The organism is Pseudoxanthomonas gei (assembly GCF_010119615.1).
Lineage (GTDB): Bacteria > Pseudomonadota > Gammaproteobacteria > Xanthomonadales > Xanthomonadaceae > Pseudoxanthomonas_A > Pseudoxanthomonas_A gei.
The window spans coordinates 483040-500557 of the sequence record NZ_QOVG01000001.1 but is presented as its reverse complement, the minus strand read 5'-3'; the positions used below and the strand labels follow the sequence as shown (position 1 = coordinate 500557).

The window sequence follows — 17518 nt, the reverse complement described above, 5'->3', positions numbered from 1 at the left end:
CGCGGATCGCGGCCGGTTGCGAAGACAACTTCAGCACCGGCCGGTCACCACTGCGCGCCGATGATCCGTGGTTCCGGCTGCAGGTCCACGCCGAACCGCTCCTGTACCGAGTTTGCGATACGGCGCGCCAGCGCCAGCAGCTGCGCGCCGCTGGCCAGGCCGTGGTTGACCAGCACCAGGGCATGCGAGGCCGCCACGCCGGCATCGCCGTCGCGGAATCCCTTCCAGCCGCATTGTTCGATCATCCACGCGGCCGAGAGCTTGCCAGTCGCTTCGTCGTCGCCACCGAACAGCGGCAGGCCCGGGTTCGCCAGCAGCAGCGTTTCAGCTTGCGGCAACGGCACGATCGGATTCTTGAAGAAGCTGCCCGCATTGCCGACCACGGCTGGATCCGGCAGCTTGCGGCGACGGATGCGGACCACGGCTTCGGCCACGTCGCGCGCGGTGGGCGCAGCGATGCCCAGCGCAGACAATTCCTGGGGAATGCCCGCGTAGTCCAGCCGCAATTCCCGCTGCCTGGGCAATGCCAGTTCCAGCGCGGTCAGCAGGTAGCGGTCAGGCAGGCGTTTGAACAGGCTGTCGCGATAGGCGAAAGTGCAGGCGTCGCGGTCCAGCCGGACCATGCTGCCGCGCTGCCGGTCCCAGGCTTCGACCGCATGCACGAACTCGCCCACTTCGGTGCCGTAGGCGCCGATGTTCTGGATCGGCGCGGCGCCCGTGGTACCCGGAATCAGTGCCAGGTTTTCCAGTCCGCACAAGCCCATCTCCAGCGAACGCATGACCAGGGCATGCCATTCGACGCCCGCTTCGGCACGCAGCAAGGCGGTGGCGCCGTCGTCATCGACGATTTCAACGCGATGCGTATCGAAGGCCAGCAGAGGTGCTTGTGGATCGCTGGCGAACAGCAGATTGCTGCCGCCGCCCAGGACCAGCGGAATATTGTCCCTGAAAGCGGGCAGGGCCAGCACCTCGGGCAAGGCGTCGACCTCCTGGATTTCCACCAGCTGGTTCGCGCGGGCGCTGATGCCGAAGGTATTGCGCGAACGCAGGTCGGCATTGGCCGTCAGCCGGTACTGCTGCTTCATGCAGAGGTGTTCATGCAGGGGTGTTCATGCGGGCGTGCTCACTCGGGCGCGACCGGGCCGCCGCTGCGGTGTTCGCGACGGCGGCGTATGGCGTCCACGCATTCGCGCACCAGCTCCGGGCCGCGGTACACCAGCCCGGTGTAGCACTGGACCAGGGCAGCGCCGGCCGACATTTTCGCCACCGCATCGGCGCCGGACAGGATGCCGCCCACGCCGATCACCGGGATGCTGTCGGGCAGGCGCGTGCGCAGCTTGCGCATGACCATGGTCGACTGGTTCATCAGCGGTGCGCCCGACAGGCCGCCGGTCTCGCGGGCCAGCTTGTGGTCCTGCACGCTCATGCGCGAGACGGTGGTGTTGGTTGCGATGACCCCATCGACGGAAAGGTCGCGCAACACCCGCGCTACCGCGTCGATGTCCTCATCGGAGAGATCCGGCGCGATCTTGACCAGCATCGGCACGCGCTTGCCGTGCTGCGAGCCCAGTTCCTCCTGCGACTCGCGCAGGGTGCCGATCAACTGGCGCAGCGCCTGCTCTTCCTGCAATTCGCGCAGGCCGGCGGTATTGGGCGAGGAGATGTTGACGGTGATGTAGTCGGCCAGCGGATACACGCGCTCCAGGCAGTACAGGTAATCGGATGCGGCGCGATCGTTGGACGTGTCCTTGTTCCTGCCGATGTTGATGCCCAGCAGGCCGTGCTTGCGGCGCGCGCGCCCGACGTTGCGGACCAGCGCGTCGACGCCTTCGTTGTTGAAGCCCAGGCGGTTGATGATCGCCTGGTGCTGCGGCAGGCGGAACATGCGTGGCTTGGGATTGCCCGGCTGCGCGCGCGGCGTGACCGTGCCGATTTCAATGGAACCGAATCCCAGGGCCAGCAGCGCATCGATGTGCGCGCCGTTCTTGTCCAGGCCCGCGGCCAGGCCGACCGGATTGGGGAAGGTCAGGCCGAAGGCCTTGGTCGGCAGCGGGTCGATCTTTCCGGCCAGCAGCGGGTTGGTGCCGGTGCGATAGGCCAGTTCCAGCGCCTTGAGGCCCAAGCCGTGGGCGGTCTCTGCATCCAGTCCGAACAGGAAGGGGCGGGCGAAGTTGTACATCCCTCAGCGCGTGCCAAGCCAGGCGAGGCCGCCGAAAAACAGGATGAAGGCCAGGATGGCCAACACCGCGCCGGCCACCGCCACCCATCCCAGCACCAGGCCCACCAGGGCGAGGGAGTCACCGCCCAGCGTCGGGTCCTGGCGGATTTCCTTGCGCGCGATGTGCCCGGTGACGATCGCCACGATGCTGCCAAGGAACGGCAGCAGGGTCCAGCCCAGGATGCCGGTTACCAGGCTGATGATGGCCAGGGAACTGTTCTGTCGTACGACGCCATTCATTGGCATGTTTCCTTGGTGCGGGTTTACCCGGGATCAGAGATCGAACTTGATGCCCTGGGCCAGCGGCAGCGAATCGGAATAATTGATGGTATTGGTCTGGCGGCGCATGTAGACCTTCCAGGCATCGGAACCCGACTCGCGGCCGCCGCCGGTTTCCTTCTCGCCACCGAAGGCGCCGCCGATCTCGGCGCCGCTGGTGCCGATGTTGACGTTGGCGATGCCGCAATCCGAACCCGCGGCGGACAGGAATTGCTCGGCCGCCTTCAGATTCTGGGTGAAGATCGATGACGACAGGCCCTGCGGCACGGCGTTCTGCATGTCGATGGCTTCGTCCAGGGTCTCGTACTTCATCACGTACAGGATCGGCGCGAAGGTCTCGTGCTGCACCACTTCATCGGTGTTCTTCAGGCCGGTGACGATGGCCGGGAGCACGAAATGGCCGGCGCGGTCGATGGCGGTGCCGCCGGTTTCCACGGTGCCGCCCGCCGCCTTGGCCCTGGCGATGGAGGACAGGAACTGCTCGACCGCGTGGGCGCTGTTGAGCGGACCCATCAGGTTGGTCGGGTCCATGGGGTCGCCGATCTTGCCTTCGACCTGTTTGTAGGCCTTGAACAGCGTGGCCAGCACGTTGTCGTAGATGGACGAGTGCACGATCAAGCGGCGGGTGCTGGTGCAGCGCTGGCCGGCGGTGCCGACCGCGCCGAACACGATGCCGGGAATGGCCAGCTTCAGCTCGGCGGTCTCGTCCAGGATGATGGCGTTGTTGCCACCCAGCTCCAGCAGGCTGCGGCCCATGCGGTGGGCGACGCGCTCGCCGACCCGGCGGCCGACCGCGGTGGAGCCGGTGAAGCTGATCAGCGGAATGCGCTTGTCGTCGACGAATTTCTCGGCCAGCTCGATGCCCGCGTCGTTGATCAGGAAGAAGATGTCCGGGAAGCCGCCGGCCTTCAACGCCTCGTTGCAGATTTTCATCGAGGCGATGGCGGTCAACGGGGTCTTGTTGGACGGCTTCCAGATGCAGATGTCGCCGCAGATGGCGGCCAGGAACGAATTCCAGGCCCATACCGCGACCGGGAAATTGAAGGCGCTGATGATGCCGACCAGGCCCAGCGGCTGGTACTGCTCGTACATGCGGTGGCCGGGGCGTTCGGAGTGCATGGTGTAGCCGTAGAGCATGCGCGACTGGCCGACGGCGAAGTCGGCGATATCGATCATTTCCTGGACTTCGCCATCGCCCTCGGGCTTGGATTTGCCCATTTCCAGCGCGACCAGCGAGCCGAGTTCGTCCTTGTGTTTGCGCAGCGCGTCGCCGCACAGGCGCACGGCTTCACCACGGCGCGGCGCCGGCGTGGTGCGCCAGACCTTGAAGGCGGCCTGGGCGCGGGCGACGATGCGCTCGTAGTCCGCGTCAACGGTGGCCTCGACCGTGGCGATGGTTTGGCCGGTAGTGGGATTGACCGACTGCAGGACGCCCGCCCCGGTAGCGGTGGACCATTCGCCACGGCCCAGATAGGTACCGGAATTGTTCGGGCCAAGGCCAAGCGCCTTGAGCAGGTCAACGGACATGTGGAGCTCCTGAGTTCGGGATTGGGCCGCAAGCGGGGGAGCGCGGCCGAGAGTGCGGCGATTTTAGCAGACCGGCCCGCATGAGAGCTGCCGCGGCCCCTGTAGGGCCAACGCCAGTCGCGACGCTCGTCAACTGCGGAGGTCCGCTGCTTCGCGACCTGCGCCCCGGAGGAAGTCCTCTTGGGGGACGTCGCTCCTACAGGGGCGGGGCCGGCGTGATGGGCGGCAGCGCATCGCCTGCGCGCCAGCCTGCAGCGGCCATGGCATCGAGCAGGTTGGTGACCTGCTCGCGTGCATCGAGTTCATGGATCGGCAGGACCAGCAGGTCGCCATCGCGCGCCCAGGACAGCGGAATGCGCGTGGCTTCGACTTCGTCCAGGCAGGTGCTGATCGCGTCGGCGGGCACGCCATCCTCCAGCAGCTGCGCGCGCATGATCGAAGCCACCTCGCCCGCGGCACGCCCGCGCTCGTAGCCGGCAATATCTTTCAACACCACCAGTTCGGGTCGCGCGCTCGCAGCTGTGGTGGCCACGGCGCGCAGGTCGGCATCCTCGCGGTTGCCGGCGTGGCCCAGGATCATGGCCAGCCTGCCGCTGCGCCTGTCCGCGGCGACCGCGTGCAGCAGCCCGCGCAGGCCGTCGGGGTTGTGGGCGTAGTCGACGAACACTTCCAGCTGGCCAAAGCGCCAATGCTGCAGGCGTCCGGGATTGTCGGCCTGGTCGCGGCCGAACCGCGCCAGCACCGCGGCGATGGTGCCGGACGGGATGCCCAGCGCCGCCGCCGTCAATGCGGCGCCGGCGATGTTGGCGATGTTGTAGATGGCGCGGCCGCCGAGGGTCAGCGGCATGGCCGCGACTTCGCCCAGGTCGTGGGCATCATCGGCCAGTTGCAGCAGCAGGCGGCCATCGCGCAGCCCGCTGGTCGGCCGGCCGGCGGCACGTGCGGCCTGCAGCAGCGGATGATCGAAATCCAGCGCGAACCATCCTTGCGGGCAGCCCAGCGCCGCGGACTGCCGGACCAGCACCGGATCGTCCGCATTGAGCGCCAGCAGCCCGTCTTGATCGATCGCCCGCGCCACCACCAGCTTCACCCTGGCCAGGTCGTCCAGGTCGTGGATACCGTATTCGCCGAAATGATCCGGCGCGATGTTGGTGACTATGGCCGCGTTGGCATGGGCGACCGCCAGGCCGCGTCGCAGCATGCCGCCGCGTGCGGTTTCCAGGATCGCCGCCTGCGCCTGGCCTTGCCGCAGCGCGGTGCGCGCGCCGGTAGGGCCGGAAAAGTCGCCTGCCTCAAGCGCAAGTCCGTCGAAAAAGACCCCGTCGGTGCAGCTGTGCGCGGTGCGCCAGCCGTGCGCGCGGGTCATGGCGGCGAGCAGGCGCACGGTAGTGGTCTTGCCGTTGGAGCCGGTGACCAGCGCGGTGGGGATGGCGTGCAATTGTTCCCACGGCACGCCGTCGGGCGTGGGTAGCTCGTCGACGAACCAGGTGCGGCCGCCTTCGCCCTCGCCCAGGGTGACTTCGTCGTCGTCGGCCAGGAAAGGCAGGTGATGGGACCGGGCGGCCCGCATCAGCGTGATCAGGGCAGGGCGCGCTTCGGCCCTGGCCACGGCGCGCAGGGTCTGCAGCGCGGATTCTTCATCCCAGGTGGCAGCGTGGCCGGGGGCGTGGAAGCGCGCTGGCGGTTGCTTCCTTCTCCCCTCGGGAGAAGGTGCCCGCAGGGCGGATGAGGGCATGGACTTACCACCGCCAGTGTCATCCGAGGCGCGCGCATACACCTGATTCCAGATGTCTTCAAGAACCAATTCCGTGCTTGCCAGGACATCGTGGTTCCAATACCGCAGCGTGGCTATTCCCTGGCTTGCAGTAAAGGCATCACGCTTGGCATCGAGAACCAGCTTGTCGGGCTCATTATGCTGGGCGCCATCCAGTTCGATGGCCAGTTTGAGTTCGTGGCAATAAAAGTCGAGCACGTACGGGCCAAGTGATTTTTGCCTGCGAAATTTTTGTCCATGCAGGCGGCGGTCGCGCAGGAAGAACCAGATCAGCTGTTCGGGTTCCGTAGAGTTCTTTCTCAGCTCGCGGATGAAGTCTTGAGTCTCTGCGTCGAAAGGAAGCTTCCTCCGGGGTGTAGTGGTGGATCCCCGAGCTCCCTCCCTCATCCGGCCTTCGGCCACCTTCTCCCGGTGGGAGAAGGGAACGTCAAGAGCGGCCCACCAGGCCCACTCGTTGACTTCGGTGGCGGTATAGAGCTGGTCGGCAGGCGCAGTGAACGCCAGCGAGACGCCGGAGTCATGCCGGCGCAATACCGTTTCGGTTTCCGGCCAGCCCAGCGCCGTGCGCGCCGCTTCGATGTTCCGCGTCCAGGCCGACAGCGTGGCGTCGTCGAAATGTAGTCCGCGCGCGGTCTCCAGGGCCGCGCCGGGACCGTCGAAATACAGGTTGCTGCCGGTCAGCCGGCGTGAGTCCTGAAAGGGTTCCGGGAGCACGGAAGTCAATCGCTCTCTTCCCGTTCGAACACCAGGCCGCGTTCCTCGCGGATCACGCCTTCCATCTCCGCCAACGGGATGTCGTCCACTGAAGTTTCCAGGGAGGGCAGCTCGATCCGTGGGGAAGCCTTGACCATTTCCCCGTCCGGCTGGAATTTGGTGATCTGCTTCCAGGTGCGCGTCAAGGCATCGGCGAAGACCAGGATCAGGTCGCCGGGCTCGCCCATGCGCAGTGCGGCGGTGACCGATTCCTGCTCGTCCGGAATGACCGACAGGGCCGCCTCTTCCACGCCTGCCGAAAGCAGGGCCTTGGCGATGATCCGCGGCACCTCGTCACCATCGCGGCCGCGCAGCGAATCGTCGCGGCGGACGATGTAGTGGTCGAACTTGCCGGCGACCGCATCGGCGATCGCGCGCAGGTCCTCGTCGCGGCGGTCACCCGGGCCGGTCAGCACCACGATGCGACGGCCGGGCACGTCCAGGCGCTGGGCCAGGTCGGCCATCATGCCGACCGCATGGGCGTTGTGGCCGTAGTCCATCAGCACCTTGAACGGATGCTCGTTGTAGACGTTCATGCGGCCGGGGGCCTGGAAGAAGGTGGTGTCGAAGGTGCGCAGGCCCTGGCGGATGGCGTCCAGCTTGACTCCCAGCGAGAACGCCATGGCCGCGGCGACCATCGCGTTCTGCACGTTGTGCAGGGCGCGGCCTTCCAGGGTGGCGGGAATCAGGTGGGTCCACATCAGCGGGATGTGGCTGCCCTTGTCGTACAGGGTGATCATGTGGCCGTTGACGCCGGCTTCCAGGGCGCAGGCGCGGCCGCCGGCGCGGATGTGCTCGCGTACCAGCGTGTGCGACGGGTTCAGGGTGACGTAGCAGATCACCTTGGCGTCGGTATAGGCCGACATCTTCAGCACGTTGGGGTCGTCGGCGTTGAGCACCGCGCATTCGCGCGCCACTTCCACCACGATGCGCTTGATCTCGGCCAGCTGCTCCAGGGTGTCGATGCCCTTCAGGCCGAGGTGGTCGGACGCCACGTTCAACACCGCGCCCACATCCACCTCCGGCACGCCCATGCCCGAACGCAGCAGGCCGCCGCGCGCGGTTTCCAGGATGGCCATGTCGATCTGCGGATCGGACAGCACCATGCGCGCCGACACCGGGCCGGTCATGTCGCCTTCCACCGTGCGCTGGCCGTCGATGTAGACGCCATCGGTGGTGGTGAGGCCGGGTGTGTAGCCGGCCATCTTGGTGATGTGGGCCAGCATGCGCGCAGTGGTGGTCTTGCCGTTGGTGCCGGTGATGGCGGCGATCGGCACGCGGGTGGGCGTGCCTGGCGGGAACAGCATGTCGATGACCGGGCCGGCGGCGTCGCGCGGGGTGCCCTCGCTGGGCGCCACGTGCATGCGGAAGCCGGGCGCGGCGTTGATCTCGCAGATGCCGCCGCCGATGCTCTTGTAGCTCTCGGCGATGTTGAGCGAGATGAAATCCACGCCGCCCACGTCCAGGCCGATCGCGCGCACGGCGCGCACCGCCATGTCGCGGTTGTCGGGATGGATGATGTCGGTGACGTCGGTCGCGGTGCCGCCGGTGGACAGGTTGGCGGTGGAGCGGAGGTAGACGACTTCGCCTTCCTTGGGCACCGAGAAATGGTTGTAGCCGACGCGTTCCAGCATCAGGTCGGCCTGCGCGTCGAGCTCCAGACGGGTCAGCACCTTTTCGTGGCCGACGCCGCGGCGCGGGTCTGAATTGACCTGGTCGACCAGCTCGATGATGTCGCTCTTGCCGTCGCCGACCACGTGGCCGGGCGTGCGCTTGGTGGCGGCGATCAGTTCGCCATTGACCACCAGCAGGCGATGGTCGTCGCCGCCGATATAGGTTTCCACGATGACCGAGCGCGAATGCTCGCGGGCGGCGGCGAAACCCTCGCGGATCTCGTCGTCGCCGGAAATGTTGATGGTGATGCCGCGGCCATGGTTGCCGTTGTAGGGCTTGGTGACCACGGTGCCGCCCAGCTTGCGCGCGGCGCGCAGCGCGCTGGCCGCGTCGTTGACCAGTTCCTGGCGCGGCACCGGCAGGCCCAGCAGGCCGAGGATCTTGTTGGTTTCCTCCTTGTCGCTGGCCAGCTCCACCGAGATGTGCGGGGTCTTGCCGGTGACGGTGGCCTGGATGCGCTGCTGGTACTTGCCATGGCCAAGCTGGATCAGCGATTGCTGGTTCAGCCGCAGCCACGGGATGCCGCGTTCCTCGGCGGCGCGGACCAGCGAGGAGGTGGACGGACCCAGCGCCCGACGCTGCGCATAGCGGATGAAGTCGTCGCGGGCGCTGTCCCAGTCCCAGTCGGCGGGCACGCTGCCCTTGGGCCGCAGTTCCAGGGGCAGCAGCGAGGAAAGCAGCTTGATCGCGAGTTCGCCGGCGGCGATGCCTTCCTCTTTCTGCGCATATTCGTAGACCACGGTGTACACGCCCGGGCGGTCGTCGCCGACGCTGCGGGTGCGGCCGAAGGTGACGTCCTCGCCCGCGACGTTCTGCAGTTCGATGGCGACGTGCTCCAGCACGTGGCCCAGCCAGGTGCCTTCTCCTTCGCGCATGCGGCGGATGAAGCCGCCGGCTTCGCGATAGGAACAGCCGTGTCCGGCCAACCCGGGCAGGGCGGCCACCAGCGCATCCACGAAACCCGTGCCCAGTTTCCCGGTCGGCCAGGCCTCCAGTTCCTGCAGGTCCAGCTCCAGCCGGATGACCGGGAAGTGCGCGTATTGCGAGGGGCCAACGTAGACGGAGCGTTCGAGGATGCGCATGCCTTGCCTCTTGATCAGGAAGTGGTACGGGAATGAAGGATGCCCATCAGGCAGATTTGGAATTGCCCAGCGAACCCGCGGACGCCTTGCGCGTATGCAGGTTGAAAGTCGCACCCGCGACCAGGATGTGCACGGTCAGCCCGAGCAGGCAGACCGGGTCGTTCTCGCTGACCTGGGCCATGGATGAGAACGTCAGGCCGTCGGCATCGACCACGGTGACCGCGCCGCTGCCTTCGACCTCCAGGGTGTTGTCCGGGCCGATGAAGGCGGCGGTGTCCTCGTCCAGGCCGATGCCGATCGCGAAGGGGTTGTAGGCCAGTGCGGCGACCAGGCGGCCAAGGCGGTCGCGTTCGCGGAAATGCTGGTCGATCACGAAGCGGTTGGTCAGGCCCAGGCCCGGTGCCAGGCGCACGCTGTCGGCCTGCGGCGAGGCACCTTCCTTGCCGAACGCGATCATGTGCTCGCTGAGGATGCTGGCGCCGGCGCTGGTCCCGCCCACGGTGACGCCGGCGGCGTTGCGTTCGCGAATGAGTTTTGCCGCCGGCGTGCCGCCCAGGATCGTCGACAGGCGCAACTGGTTGCCGCCGGTGAAGAAGATGCCAGTGGCTGCTTCGATGCGAGCCAGGCGGTTGGGCTCGTGGCAGTCGCGGCGGGTATCGAAGTCCATCACATCGACCCGGCTGGCACCCAGGTCCCCGAATATGGTTTCGTAGCGGCTGCCGGTGTCGGCCAGCTGGCTGGCGGTGGGGATGACCACGATCTCGGCCTCCCGGCCGCCGCAGAGGTCAAGGAAACGCTTGAGGATCCGCGGGTTGTCTTCCTTTTTCTCGGCGCCGCCGATGGGAATGATCCAACCTCTTTCATCGCCATCGGCGACCTTACTGGGACACATGCAAAACCACTCCTGGAACTGAAGGCTGTGCGCTTCGCCGCCGCGACGGCAACCAGTGGCGCCTGCGCCGCCTGGATTCCGATTTCCCCCCGATGAAGCCGCCCCCGATGCCCGCGGGCAAAGCATTCCGCAGGCCAGGGAAAGTTAGCACGCGCAGCGTATGGCCGGGTCACGAGCCTTGGCGATGCGGTTCCACGTTGCCGATGGCTGCCATGCGGACCGCGGCAGCCGGTACAATTTCCGCCAAGGCCCCGTAGCTCAGCTGGATAGAGCGGTCCCCTCCTAAGGGACAGGTCGTGCGTTCGAATCGCGCCGGGGTCACCACCATTTTGGTTGCACGTGCAACTTGTCGCACTGCAACACTTGACAGCCGCCGGGGTCATCCTGTCCCCTAGGGCCATGCATTCCGCCGCCCTCATCGCCAGCGCATCCGCCTCGACGTTCCTGTCGGGCGCGAGCCATACGGCCGGCCTTGCCCGCATTACCACCGCCACTACCCGGATCAACGGGGTGCGGTGGATCGTGTTCGCGTAGTTTCGCAAACCACGTCCCCGCACCCGGATCAGGATGCGGGGGAACCCGCATCCCGGACCGCGCGGGGACCTCATCCAGGGGTTCCACGTTCCATGCCGTCAGCCGCGCCCGCCAGCAATCCGCATCGCACCATCGTGCACAAATTCGGTGGCACCTCGGTCGCCGACGCCGAGCGTTTCCGCCACGTCGCCAGCCTGCTGCTTGCCCGGGACGAAGACGAGCAGGTCACCGTGGTGTCGGCGATGAAAGGCGTCACCGACGCCCTGATCGCCCTGTGCGAACTGGCTTCGGCCAGCCGCACCGAATGGCGCGATCCCTGGCACGAACTGCGCGCGCGCCACCGCGGCGTGGTGGTCTCGCTGCTGGGTGAGGATTCGGGCCCGACCATCGAATGGCTGGACCAGCGTTTCGAGAAGCTGGCCGAGATCCTGGCCGCGCTGTCGGTGATCGGCGAGCTGCCCCATGAAGTACTGGAGCGGGTGCAAGGGCTGGGTGAAATCTGTTCGGCGCGCCTGCTGGGCGACTACCTGAAGGCGAAGGGCGAGGATTGCGTGGTGCTGGACGCGCGCGAGGTGCTGGTGGTGGACCGCCGCGAGCTGGGCGTGGAAGTGGACTGGGACACCAGTGCGGCCCGCCTGGCCGAATGGCGCGGGCGCAACCCGCAGCGGCGCGTGGTGGTCACCGGCTTCGTCGCCCGTGACCGCGCCAATCGCGTCACCACCCTGGGGCGCAACGGCAGCGACTACAGCGGCGCGATCTTCGCCGCCCTGTTCAACGCCGCCGAGCTGCATATCTGGACCGACGTCGATGGCGTGCTGTCCGCCGACCCGCGGGTCGTGCCCGAAGCCGTGCAGCTCAGCGCGCTGAGCTACGACGAGGCCTGCGAGCTGGCCTATTTCGGCGCCAAGGTCGTGCATCCGCAGACCATGGCCCCGGCCATCGAGCGCGGGCTGCCGATCATCATCCGCAATACTTTCCACCCCGAGCATCCGGGCACCCGCATCACCGCCGAACGCGACGTCACCGGCCCGGTCAAGGGCCTCACCCTCAGTCCCGACCTGGCCGTGCTGAACCTGGAAGGCACCGGCCTGATCGGCGTGCCCGGCACGGCCGAGCGCGTGTTCGCGTCGCTGCGCGAAGCACGGGTGTCGGTGGTGATGATCTCGCAGGGATCCTCCGAGCATTCCATCTGCTGCGTGGTCCGCAGCGCCGAATCGCTGCGCGCGCAGGCCGCGCTGTTGAACGCCTTCGCCCACGAACTCAACATCGGCCAGATCCAGCGCGTGCAGCTGACCCAGGGGGTCAGCGTGCTGGCCGCGGTGGGCGACGGCATGGCCGGCCAGCCGGGCGTGGCGGCGCGGCTGTTCGAATCGCTGGGGCGGGCACGCGTCAACATCCTCGCAATCGCGCAGGGCTCCTCCGAGCGCAATATCTCGGTGGCCATCGACAGCGCCGACGCAACCAAGGCCCTGCGCGCGGCGCATGCCGGATTCTGGCTGTCGCCGCAGACCTTCGCGGTGGGCGTGATCGGGCCGGGCAACGTGGGTGCGGCCCTGCTGGACCAGCTGCGCGCGGCGCAACCGCAACTGTTGGGGAAGGCCAACCTGGACCTGCGGCTGCGGGCGATTGCCTCGAGCAGGAAGATGCTGCTGGACGAACGCGGCATCAGCGGCGACTGGCGCGAGCGCTTCGCCAACGCCAGCCAGGCGCTGGACCTGGATGTCTTCACCGCACACCTGGTCGGCTCGCACCTGCCGCACCTGGTGATCGTGGACTGCAGTGCCAGCCCGGAGGTGGCCGATCATTACGCCGGCTGGCTGGCGGCCGGCATCCACGTGGTCACGCCGAACAAGCAGGCAGGCGCCGGACCCGGCAGCCGCTACGACGCCATCCGCGAAGCGGCGACGGCCAGCGGCGCGCGTTTTCGTTATGAGGCAACCGTCGGCGCGGGCTTGCCGGTGATCTCCACCCTGCGTGACCTGATCGATACCGGCGACGCAGTCCTGTCGGTGGAAGGGATTTTTTCCGGCACGCTGGCCTGGCTGTTCAACCGCTTCGACGGCAGCGTGCCGTTCTCGCAGCTGGTGACCGAGGCTCGAGGGCTGGGCTACACCGAGCCCGATCCGCGCGACGACCTGTCCGGCACGGACGTGGCGCGCAAGCTGGTGATCCTGGCGCGCGAGGCCGGGCGCAGGTTGAACCTGGAAGACGTGTCGGTGGAGAGCCTGGTGCCCGCCGCCCTGCGCGAGGCCAGCGTCGAGGGTTTCATTTCCAGGCTTGGCGAAGTGGACGCGGTGTTCGCCGGGCGGCTCGAAAAAGCAAAGGCGAACGGACAGGTGCTGCGCTACGTGGCCAGGCTGGATGCCGACGGCCAAGCCAGCGTGGGGCTGGTGGAATTGCCCGCGACCCATGCCTTCGCCAACCTCAGCCTGACCGACAATATCGTGCAGTTCACCACCCGTCGTTACTGCAACAACCCCCTGATCGTGCAGGGTCCCGGTGCCGGGCCCGAAGTCACGGCCGCCGGCGTGTTCGCCGACGTGCTGCGCGTGGCGGCCGGGCAGGGGGCCAGGCTGTGAGCCCGGTGGCGAAGGCTTTTTCACCCGCGTCGGTCGGCAATGTGGGCGTGGGTTTCGACATCCTGGGACATGTGATCGAAGGCGTCGGCGATACCGTCACCGTGCGGCGCATCGAGGCCGGTGAAGTCCGCATCGCCGCGATCCGCGGCGCCGCGGTGGACTTGCCCATGCACGCGCCGGGCAACACCGCGGGTGCGTCGTTGATCGCATTGCGCGCAGCGCTGGAGTTGCCCTTCGGTTTCGAGATCGAGATCGACAAGGGCATTCCGTTGGGTTCGGGAATGGGGGGCTCGGCGGCGTCCTGCGTGGCGGCGCTGGTCGCGGCCAACGCACTGCTGGACGTGCCGTTGTCGCGGGAGGCGCTGTACCGGTTCGCGCTGAGCGGGGAAGCGGTCGCCAGTGGTGGACTCCATGGGGACAACGTCGGCCCGATGCTGCTGGGCGGACTGGTGTTGTCCACGGCCGAGCGGCTGGTGAAGATCCCCGTGCCCGCGGAGTGGCACAGCGTGCTGGTGCATCCGGATGCGATTCTGGAAACCCGACGCGCGCGCGAAGCGTTGCAGGGCAGCTACGCGCTGGGCGAATTCGTGGCCCAGTCGGCGAATCTTGCGCTGGTGCTTGCCGGCTGCCATGCCGGCGATGCGACGCTGGTGCGTGCGGGCCTGCAGGACGTGCTGGTTGAGCCGCGCCGCGCGCCGCTGATCGGTGGCTTCGGGGCCGCTAAACAGGCGGCACTGGCTGCCGGCGCGATGGGCGCCAGCATTTCCGGCGCCGGTCCCAGCGTGTTCGGGTGGTTCGAGACGCGGGCGCAGGCCGAAGCATCGGCGCCTGCGATCCAGGCCGCGTTCGCGGCTGCGGGATTCGACAGCCAGGCCTGGGTGTCGCCGATCGACAGCCCGGCGGCGAAGCTGCTTTAGTTGTTCCTTCTCCCGGAGGAGAAGGAAAGAAACGGATCATCGACCGACAATGAATTTCATCTCCACGCGCAACAGCACGTCCACCGTCACCCTCAGCCAGGCCATCGCCGCTGGACTGGCGCCCGACGGCGGCCTGTATGTTCCGGAACGTCTGCCGCCGGTGCGCACGCTCGAGCCCGGCAGCGACCTGGCCGACACCGCTGCAAAACTCATCGCACCCTTCTTCGAAGGCGACGCGCTGGCGGACGAGCTGCCGGCGATCTGCGGGGAAGCCTTCGATTTCCCGGCGCCGCTGCTGCCGTTGGCTACGCCTGGCGACCATGTGCTTGAACTGTTCCACGGACCCACCGCCGCATTCAAGGACTTCGGTGCGCGGTTCCTGGCGGCGTGTCTTGCGCGCCTGCGGAGGCAGGAAGATCGGCCGCTGACCATCCTGGTGGCGACCTCGGGCGACACCGGCGCCGCAGTCGCGGCTGCGTTCCACAACCAGCCTGGGCTGCGGGTGATCGTGCTGTATCCCGATGGCCGCGTCTCGCCGCGCCAGGCCCACCAGCTCGGGTGTTTCGGCGACAACATCACTGCCTTGCGCGTGGCCGGATCCTTCGATGACTGCCAGGCACTGGTGAAGCGGGCCCTCAACGACCAGGCGCTGCAGGTCGCGGCGCCGATGAGCTCGGCCAACAGCATCAGCTTGGGACGCCTGCTGCCGCAGATGAGCTATTACGCGCACTCGGCGCTCGAGCACGAGCGCGCCACCGGTGACGCGCTGAACTTCGTCATCCCCACCGGCAACCTGGGCAACGCCATGGCGGCGATCATTGCCCGCAGGCTGGGCGTGCCGCTGGGCCGCATCGTGCTGGCGACCAATGCGAACCGGGTGCTGCCGGACTACTTCGGCGGCGGCGACTACGTGCCCGCCGCCAGTGTCGCCACCCTGGCCAACGCGATGGATGTGGGAGCTCCGAGCAATTTCGAACGCCTGCGCTGGCTGTACCAGGGAGACGATGCCGCGCTGCGTGCGGACTTCAGTGCCCGCAGTGTCGACGATGCCGCAATCGTCGACACCATCCGGCAACGCCACGCCCGCCATGGCGAAGTGTTCTGCCCGCATACCGCCACCGCGGTGAAGGTGTTGCAGGACTTGCGGGCCCAGGGCGCGGCCGGACCGTGGGCGGTGGCCGCGACCGCCCACCCGGCCAAGTTCGAGAGTGTGGTCGAACCCCTGATCGGGCGTGCGCTGGCGGTGCCTCCCGCCCTGGCGGAACTGCTTGCGCGCCCGGCCCATGCCGAGGCCATGCAGCCTGACTACGAGAGCCTGCGGGATCGGCTGCTCGGAGCCTGGCAGTGACGCGCGGCGTGTTTCCCGGACTGCCAGGCCACGCTGGGAAGCTGCGCGTGCCGGGCCTGCAAAGGAGCCGGTTCCTGCACCTCCTGGGGGTGCTGGTGCTGGCCCTGGCGCTGGACGGGCAGGCCCAGGTAGCGGACGTGGCCGCGCAGGCGCAGGTGCAGCCGAAGCCGGCGTTGCCCGCGCCGGTGCTGAAGCCGGGCGACTATCTCTGGTACCCGCAGATTGCCCCGAGCGGGCCGGTGGTGCTGGTGGTCAGCCTGGATGAGCAGCGCGCCTACGTGTATCGCAACGGCATTGCCATCGGCGTGTCCACGATCAGTTCCGGCAAGGCTGGCAAGGAAACGCCGCCCGGTATTTTCACCATCCTGCAGAAGCACAAGGACCACCGCTCCAACCTGTACAACGACGCGCCCATGCCCTACATGCAGCGCCTGACCTGGGGTGGCATTGCCCTGCATGGGGGTGCGCTGCCCGGGCACCCGGCGTCGCATGGCTGCGTGCGGTTGCCGCAGGCCTTCGCGCAGAAGCTTTTCGCCATCACCCGCACCGGCGACACGGTAGTGGTGGCCAATGCGCGCGCGTCCTCGCCCAGCGTGGTGCACCCGGCGCTGCTCGCCCCGATCAGCCGGCAGGGCCTGCCGATGCCGGTCAACGAGGCCGAACCCGGCTATTTCTGGGACGATTCGCTGTCGCCCCAGGGTCCGGTCAGCGTGCTGGTCAGCGTGGGTGACCGACGCGTTTTCGTAATGCGCAATGGCGTGGCCATCGGCGAGGCCGGGCTGACCGTGGCGGCGGATTTCACGGTCCATGGCTCGGTGTTGCTGGTCATGAGCAACCAGATCACCCAGACCGCCAGCCTGCTGGACCCGCAGCGCAATCGCTATGAGTGGGCCGCCTTTCCCCTGCTTGGGGCCGATGCGGCGAGCCTGGCGGTGCAGCAGGCGCAATGGCGCGACGGGGCACTGAAGGTGGCGCCGGAATTCGCGCGCAAGCTGTACGCGGCCCTGCTGCCCGGGGCGACCGTGCTGCTGACCGATCTGCCGGCAGTACGTGCAACCCCGGCCGAACAGGACTTGCAACCGGTGTTGGAATCGGACCAAGCTGGACCCATTGCAAATGGTCCGCCCTGAACTTCCCAGGGAACCCCTCAGGTCCTTGCCACCATGCGCCTTCGCCCATTCCATGTGCTTTCCTGCCTGCTGCTGCCATTGCTGGCCTGCAGCGCGGATGCACAGCAGCGAGCCGCCCCCGAGACCCTGGTCGATGCCCTGGCGCGCAGCGCGCCCCGGCTGGACCGCAAGGTCCTCAGCCTGGCTACCCGGGCCTTGGCCTGCTCCCTGCGCCGTCCCGGTGCGGCCTCCCGTGGCGGCACCCTCAGCGTGATCGATTATTCCCGGCCTTCCACCGAGCCAAGGCTGTGGGTGTTCGATCTGGCCAGGTCGCGCCTGCTGTTCGAGGAATGGGTAGCCCATGGCCGTAACACCGGCGAAAACCTGGCCAGCCGGTTTTCCAATAGCGAGGGCAGCTACATGTCCAGCCTCGGCGGCTTCCAGACCGAAGAGGCCTACGTGGGCCATAACGGTTATTCGCTGCGCCTGCGCGGGCTGGAGCAGGGATTCAACGACCAGGCCCACGAGCGGGCCATCGTCATCCACGGCGCGCCCTACGTCAGCAACGACCTGATCCGCAGCCAGGGGCGGCTGGGACGCAGCCTGGGTTGTCCGGCCGTCCGCCCGGCGGTGGCCAGGCAGCTGATCGACACCATCCGCGGCGGCTCGTTCGTGTTCGCCTACTATCCGGACCGCGACTGGTTGCAGCATTCGCAGCTGCTGGACGCCGGGTGCGGCCAGGGCGCTTCGGCCGCACTGGCCGGCGGCCGGCGCTAGTACATCCACGCCGGGCCCGCCGCCTGCGTCCGTGGCATCATCCGCGCTGCCCCAG

At 67.7% G+C, this 17518-nt stretch carries 13 protein-coding genes and 1 tRNA gene; 7 read left to right on the top strand and 7 right to left on the bottom strand.

Features of this window, described 5'->3' with window-relative positions; translation table 11 throughout:
* Positions 1-44: 44 nt before the first annotated feature.
* From murB to DT603_RS02205, 7 genes are all read right to left on the bottom strand, one after another.
* On the bottom strand, positions 45-1085 hold the full coding sequence (gene murB, locus DT603_RS02235) for a UDP-N-acetylmuramate dehydrogenase (RefSeq protein ID WP_162348204.1): 1041 nt from the start codon (positions 1083-1085) through the stop codon (positions 45-47).
* Between the two features lie 38 nt (positions 1086-1123).
* The gene (locus DT603_RS02230) at positions 1124-2179 is read right to left on the bottom strand and encodes a quinone-dependent dihydroorotate dehydrogenase (protein WP_162348203.1); all 1056 of its coding nucleotides are present in this window, start codon (positions 2177-2179) and stop codon (positions 1124-1126) included.
* 3 nt (positions 2180-2182) lie between these two features.
* On the bottom strand, positions 2183-2458 hold the full coding sequence (locus tag DT603_RS02225) for a DUF4190 domain-containing protein (RefSeq protein ID WP_162348202.1): 276 nt from the start codon (positions 2456-2458) through the stop codon (positions 2183-2185).
* 33 nt (positions 2459-2491) lie between these two features.
* Complete coding sequence (amaB, locus tag DT603_RS02220; protein ID WP_162348201.1) at positions 2492-4024, bottom strand: L-piperidine-6-carboxylate dehydrogenase; 1533 nt, start codon at positions 4022-4024, stop codon at positions 2492-2494.
* A 196-nt stretch (positions 4025-4220) separates the two neighbouring features.
* Positions 4221-6512 (bottom strand): DUF559 domain-containing protein, encoded by a 2292-nt coding sequence (locus tag DT603_RS02215; protein ID WP_343037708.1) that lies wholly within the window; start codon positions 6510-6512, stop codon positions 4221-4223.
* 5 nt (positions 6513-6517) lie between these two features.
* Entirely contained in the window at positions 6518-9307 is a 2790-nt protein-coding gene (gene cphA / locus DT603_RS02210) for a cyanophycin synthetase (RefSeq protein ID WP_162348199.1), read from the bottom strand.
* Positions 9308-9353: 46 nt separating this feature from the next.
* A complete protein-coding gene (locus DT603_RS02205) occupies positions 9354-10199 on the bottom strand; it encodes a cyanophycinase (protein WP_162348198.1) in 846 nt (281 codons plus the stop codon).
* A 247-nt stretch (positions 10200-10446) separates the two neighbouring features.
* Between DT603_RS02205 and DT603_RS02200 the strand changes: the two genes are divergently transcribed.
* From DT603_RS02200 to DT603_RS02175, 7 genes are all read left to right on the top strand, one after another.
* Positions 10447-10523, top strand: a tRNA-Arg gene (locus DT603_RS02200).
* 75 nt (positions 10524-10598) lie between these two features.
* Positions 10599-10733 carry a hypothetical protein gene (locus DT603_RS16185; protein ID WP_281350869.1) on the top strand — a complete coding sequence of 45 codons (135 nt, stop codon included), beginning with the start codon at positions 10599-10601 and terminating at the stop codon, positions 10731-10733.
* A 92-nt stretch (positions 10734-10825) separates the two neighbouring features.
* Positions 10826-13312, top strand: a complete 2487-nt coding sequence (gene thrA, locus DT603_RS02195) for a bifunctional aspartate kinase/homoserine dehydrogenase I (RefSeq protein ID WP_162348197.1) — start codon at positions 10826-10828, stop codon at positions 13310-13312.
* A 5-nt stretch (positions 13313-13317) separates the two neighbouring features.
* Entirely contained in the window at positions 13318-14229 is a 912-nt protein-coding gene (locus tag DT603_RS02190) for a homoserine kinase (protein WP_425500915.1), read from the top strand.
* Positions 14230-14278: 49 nt separating this feature from the next.
* Positions 14279-15577, top strand: coding sequence for a threonine synthase (gene thrC / locus DT603_RS02185; RefSeq protein WP_162348195.1), 1299 nt, complete (start codon positions 14279-14281; stop codon positions 15575-15577).
* 47 nt (positions 15578-15624) lie between these two features.
* A complete protein-coding gene (locus tag DT603_RS02180; protein WP_162348194.1) occupies positions 15625-16707 on the top strand; it encodes a L,D-transpeptidase family protein in 1083 nt (360 codons plus the stop codon).
* Positions 16708-16740: 33 nt separating this feature from the next.
* The gene (locus DT603_RS02175) at positions 16741-17463 is read left to right on the top strand and encodes a murein L,D-transpeptidase catalytic domain family protein (protein ID WP_162348193.1); all 723 of its coding nucleotides are present in this window, start codon (positions 16741-16743) and stop codon (positions 17461-17463) included.
* Positions 17464-17518: the final 55 nt, after the last annotated feature.

What these genes read in the sequence shown, in the direction of transcription:
- murB (WP_162348204.1), bottom strand. Translation starts at nt 1,085, where the DNA reads ATGAAGCAGCAGTACCGGCTGACGGCCAATGCCGACCTGCGTTCGCGC.
- DT603_RS02230 (WP_162348203.1), bottom strand. Translation starts at nt 2,179, where the DNA reads ATGTACAACTTCGCCCGCCCCTTCCTGTTCGGACTGGATGCAGAGACC.
- DT603_RS02225 (WP_162348202.1), bottom strand. Translation starts at nt 2,458, where the DNA reads ATGAATGGCGTCGTACGACAGAACAGTTCCCTGGCCATCATCAGCCTG.
- amaB (WP_162348201.1), bottom strand. Translation starts at nt 4,024, where the DNA reads ATGTCCGTTGACCTGCTCAAGGCGCTTGGCCTTGGCCCGAACAATTCC.
- cphA (WP_162348199.1), bottom strand. Translation starts at nt 9,307, where the DNA reads ATGCGCATCCTCGAACGCTCCGTCTACGTTGGCCCCTCGCAATACGCG.
- DT603_RS02205 (WP_162348198.1), bottom strand. Translation starts at nt 10,199, where the DNA reads ATGTGTCCCAGTAAGGTCGCCGATGGCGATGAAAGAGGTTGGATCATT.
- DT603_RS16185 (WP_281350869.1), top strand. Translation starts at nt 10,599, where the DNA reads ATGCATTCCGCCGCCCTCATCGCCAGCGCATCCGCCTCGACGTTCCTG.
- thrA (WP_162348197.1), top strand. Translation starts at nt 10,826, where the DNA reads ATGCCGTCAGCCGCGCCCGCCAGCAATCCGCATCGCACCATCGTGCAC.
- thrC (WP_162348195.1), top strand. Translation starts at nt 14,279, where the DNA reads ATGAATTTCATCTCCACGCGCAACAGCACGTCCACCGTCACCCTCAGC.
- DT603_RS02175 (WP_162348193.1), top strand. Translation starts at nt 16,741, where the DNA reads ATGCGCCTTCGCCCATTCCATGTGCTTTCCTGCCTGCTGCTGCCATTG.